The 2728-nt window shown below is 72.2% G+C and carries 3 protein-coding genes and 2 pseudogenes; 2 read left to right on the top strand and 3 right to left on the bottom strand.

Translation table 11 applies throughout. The features are described 5' to 3' along the window. Window positions 1-96 precede the first annotated feature (96 nt). Both AB0915_RS38915 and AB0915_RS38910 read right to left on the bottom strand, forming a co-directional pair. Complete coding sequence (locus AB0915_RS38915; RefSeq protein ID WP_366696095.1) at window positions 97-429, bottom strand: hypothetical protein; 333 nt, start codon at window positions 427-429, stop codon at window positions 97-99. Further along, window positions 426-1544, bottom strand: a pseudogene (locus tag AB0915_RS38910) (relaxase domain-containing protein); the annotation flags it as partial. The gene AB0915_RS38915 and the pseudogene AB0915_RS38910, both read right to left, overlap by 4 nt. 483 nt (window positions 1545-2027) lie before the next feature. On the opposite strand from AB0915_RS38910, the gene AB0915_RS38905 reads away from it, so the two are divergent. Both AB0915_RS38905 and AB0915_RS38900 read left to right on the top strand, forming a co-directional pair. Then, window positions 2028-2321, top strand: coding sequence for a hypothetical protein (locus AB0915_RS38905; protein ID WP_366696093.1), 294 nt, complete (start codon window positions 2028-2030; stop codon window positions 2319-2321). Then, window positions 2318-2503 carry a hypothetical protein gene (locus AB0915_RS38900; protein WP_366696091.1) on the top strand — a complete coding sequence of 62 codons (186 nt, stop codon included), beginning with the start codon at window positions 2318-2320 and terminating at the stop codon, window positions 2501-2503. Before AB0915_RS38905 ends, AB0915_RS38900 begins: the two co-directional genes overlap by 4 nt. Window positions 2504-2568: 65 nt before the next feature. Here AB0915_RS38900 and AB0915_RS38895 read toward each other — a convergent pair. Continuing rightward, window positions 2569-2728: pseudogene (locus AB0915_RS38895) on the bottom strand (IS30 family transposase); the annotation flags it as partial.

Genomic DNA, 2728 nt, shown 5'->3' with positions numbered 1-2728 from the left:
TGCGGGGAGTGGCGTCCACTGGGTGGAGTCCACTCGGTGGGCTCCGCCCAGTGTCGGCATCGGGCGGTCCACTCGGTGGACGATGCCCGTGGATCGTCACCACAGCCAGGCGTTCGTGTGCCGCATCCGGGACAGGACGCGCGCATCGCGGCGGGCCGCGGCGCTGCCGATACGGTTCTGTCGGGGCCGGGGCCGGGGCCGGCGCGCCTGGGAGCCGTAGAAGCGGCGTACCCCGGCCGCCTTGAGGCGCTTGCGCTGCTTGGCCAGCTCCGCCTTCTTCTCCTTGATGGTCTTCGGCTTCCGGGGCCGATTCCAGATCGGCTGCCAGACCGGCGGCGGCCCGAGCGCCTCGGCGCGCTCCTGGACGGCCTCCTTCAGCCGGGCGGCGACGGCTTCGATCCTCGGGTCCGGCGACGGCGTGGTAGTCATGCGATCCCTCCGGTGGGTGTGGTCCGGCCCGGCGCGGGCTGGACAGGCTGCTGGGCGTGCGGCAGTGGGGCAGTCGCCGGGGCGGGGTGGGGCGAGGGTCGGCGGGCGGCGGCTCGTTCCCGGATCCCGGCCTGGAGCCTGGCGGCCATCTCGGCGGCGGCGGCCTCCAACGTCCGGCAGGTCTGCTCCACCGCGGCGACGTCCGTCGTCGGCTCAGGGTCCCGGCCGGCCCTCCGCTCCGCCCGCCCCGGGCGCAGGTTGGGTCTCGGGGTGGTCGGCACCGTGACGGTGCGCGGCCGGGGCCGGGGCCGGGAGTTCAGGCGGTCCGCGCGGCATGCGGCGTAGACCCGGGCGGTAACGGCGCCGACGGCGAGGCGGGCACGCTGGTACGGGGTGGCGGACCGGTTGCGGGTCAGGGGGCGCAGCACGGCCTGGTCCTCGGTGTCGTGCGGGTAGAGGGCGCGCAGGTCGGCGGTCATCATCCAGCCGCGGCCGACCGGGCGGGTGTAGGCGTCGATGGCCGTCTGGACGATCTGTTCGTCCAGGCCGGGCTGGTGGGGTCGGCCGCGCAGGGCGTAGGAGAGGTGGCGGCGGGCTTCGGCGAGGAGGTGGTGGCGGCTGAAGGCGCCGCGCATCACGTACACCACGGCGATGGTCTCGACGGCGGCCAGGGCGATGTCGACGACCGGGCGCACCCGTACCCAGATCGCTGCGGCCGCTGCTCGGGCGCGCTCCGCCAGCCGTGCGACGACGTCGGCTCCGTACGCTCGGGCCGCCGAGTCCCGCCAGGCGGCGCGCAGCTCGGACAGCGACCGCAGTTCCTTGCGCTTGGGCCGGCGGGTCTGGTCGGCGGCCTGACAGGCGAGCGCGTAGGCGGCCCGCTCCCCCGGCGGGTGCCCCTGCCGCTCCTCGTACTTGGCCGTGAGGACGGGGAGGGCGTCCTCGATCTGCTGGCGGCGGGTGGACTGCCAGCCGATGAGGCGCTGGTCGATCCCGGCGATCTCCATGACCGGGCGGCGGCCGGGCGTCACCTCGCGCGGATCCCACGCCCACCCGAGCCGGGCTGACACCTCCTCCATGAAGAGCAGGGTGTAGAGGGCGTCGGCCTGGATTATCTGGGGTTGTCAAGCATCTTTCGAGGTCAGTGTGCTCATAGAGCTGTAAGGGACGTGCGTTGTGTAGCTGGGTGGGCCCTGCAAAGGGTCCACCCAGCTGGTGACTGACAGCGGCCAAGATCTTTTCCCCGGCGTACGGCCAGTAACTCCCCACTGGCGGTCCCCGCTGATGGCCAGTTCCGCTCCCTGGCTTCGCGCCGCCTGATACGGTGCGTGACCGAGCCGCGGCGAGGCCGGCGGTCGTGTCGGGGCGGTAGGCGACGGCGGCCTGCAGGAGACGCCCCGAGCTGCGGACGGAACGTGAAGACGAGGCTGCCCGCGCCGACTTCGGCGAGCGGCGAGTGGTGAGCGGTCGAGGCTGACGCGCGATCGGTCGGACACCGTCGCCCTCGTCGGCGATGCCAGCTGGCTCCGTCGTTGGTCTCGTCGACGAGGAAGTTCCGATTCGGCGACAGTCCGCCGCGGCGCTCGTAGGATGCCTGGATGCCTAAGCCGATACGGATGAGCCGCCGCGCGTGGGTTGCCGCGTGGGCGGTGCTGTGCGCGGCTGGCCTCGCCGCCACCGCCAAACTGAACGCCTCCTCGGCACCGGCCCCGCAGCCCGAGAAGTCCGTCAGTGCCGAGTGCGCCGAGCGCATCGCGGACATCGAGACGCAGCTGGCCAAAGCCAAGCAGGAAGGCAAGGAAGACGGAGTGCTGGCCTTCTCACGAGTCCAGGTCGGCACCGAGGACGACTGCCGTGACGATCTCCGTAACCACTTCCGTGGCGATCAGTGAGCCGCGCTACCTGGCTCGCCGCGATGGCAGGGCTAACCTTCGTCGGTGCCGGGGCGATCATTGCCGTGGGCGCCACGTCGGAACCGAAGCCGCGGCCCACGCCGCCGCGGGTGTACTCCTCCTGCCTGGCGGCCGACACCAAGCCGGTGTCTGCGGACGACGACCCGTGCGACGGCCGCTGAAGAACGTCCGAGCGACCGTCCGCCGCCTTGGAATCCAGCGATCGTCGCAACACATGGTCGGTTGGTCAGGCAGCGATCAGTCTATGCAGGCGCTCGGCTGGGGTATCCCAGTTGAGCGTTTTGCGTGGCCGGCCGTTGAGCTCGGCGGCAACGGCGTCCAGGTGCTGGCGGCTGTGGACCGCAAGGTTGGTGCCCTTGGGGAAGTACTGGCGCAGCAGGCCGTTG

This window comes from Streptomyces sp. NPDC048411, assembly GCF_040704695.1.
In the GTDB taxonomy this organism is placed as follows: Bacteria; Actinomycetota; Actinomycetes; order Streptomycetales; family Streptomycetaceae; genus Streptomyces.
The sequence above is the reverse complement of the archived record's forward strand: the minus strand, read 5'-3'. Positions and strand labels throughout refer to the sequence as shown.

Excerpts from the sequence above, each read along its gene's own strand:
- AB0915_RS38905 (WP_366696093.1), top strand. The coding sequence starts at position 2,028 with ATGCCTAAGCCGATACGGATGAGCCGCCGCGCGTGGGTTGCCGCGTGG.
- AB0915_RS38915 (WP_366696095.1), bottom strand. The coding sequence starts at position 429 with ATGACTACCACGCCGTCGCCGGACCCGAGGATCGAAGCCGTCGCCGCC.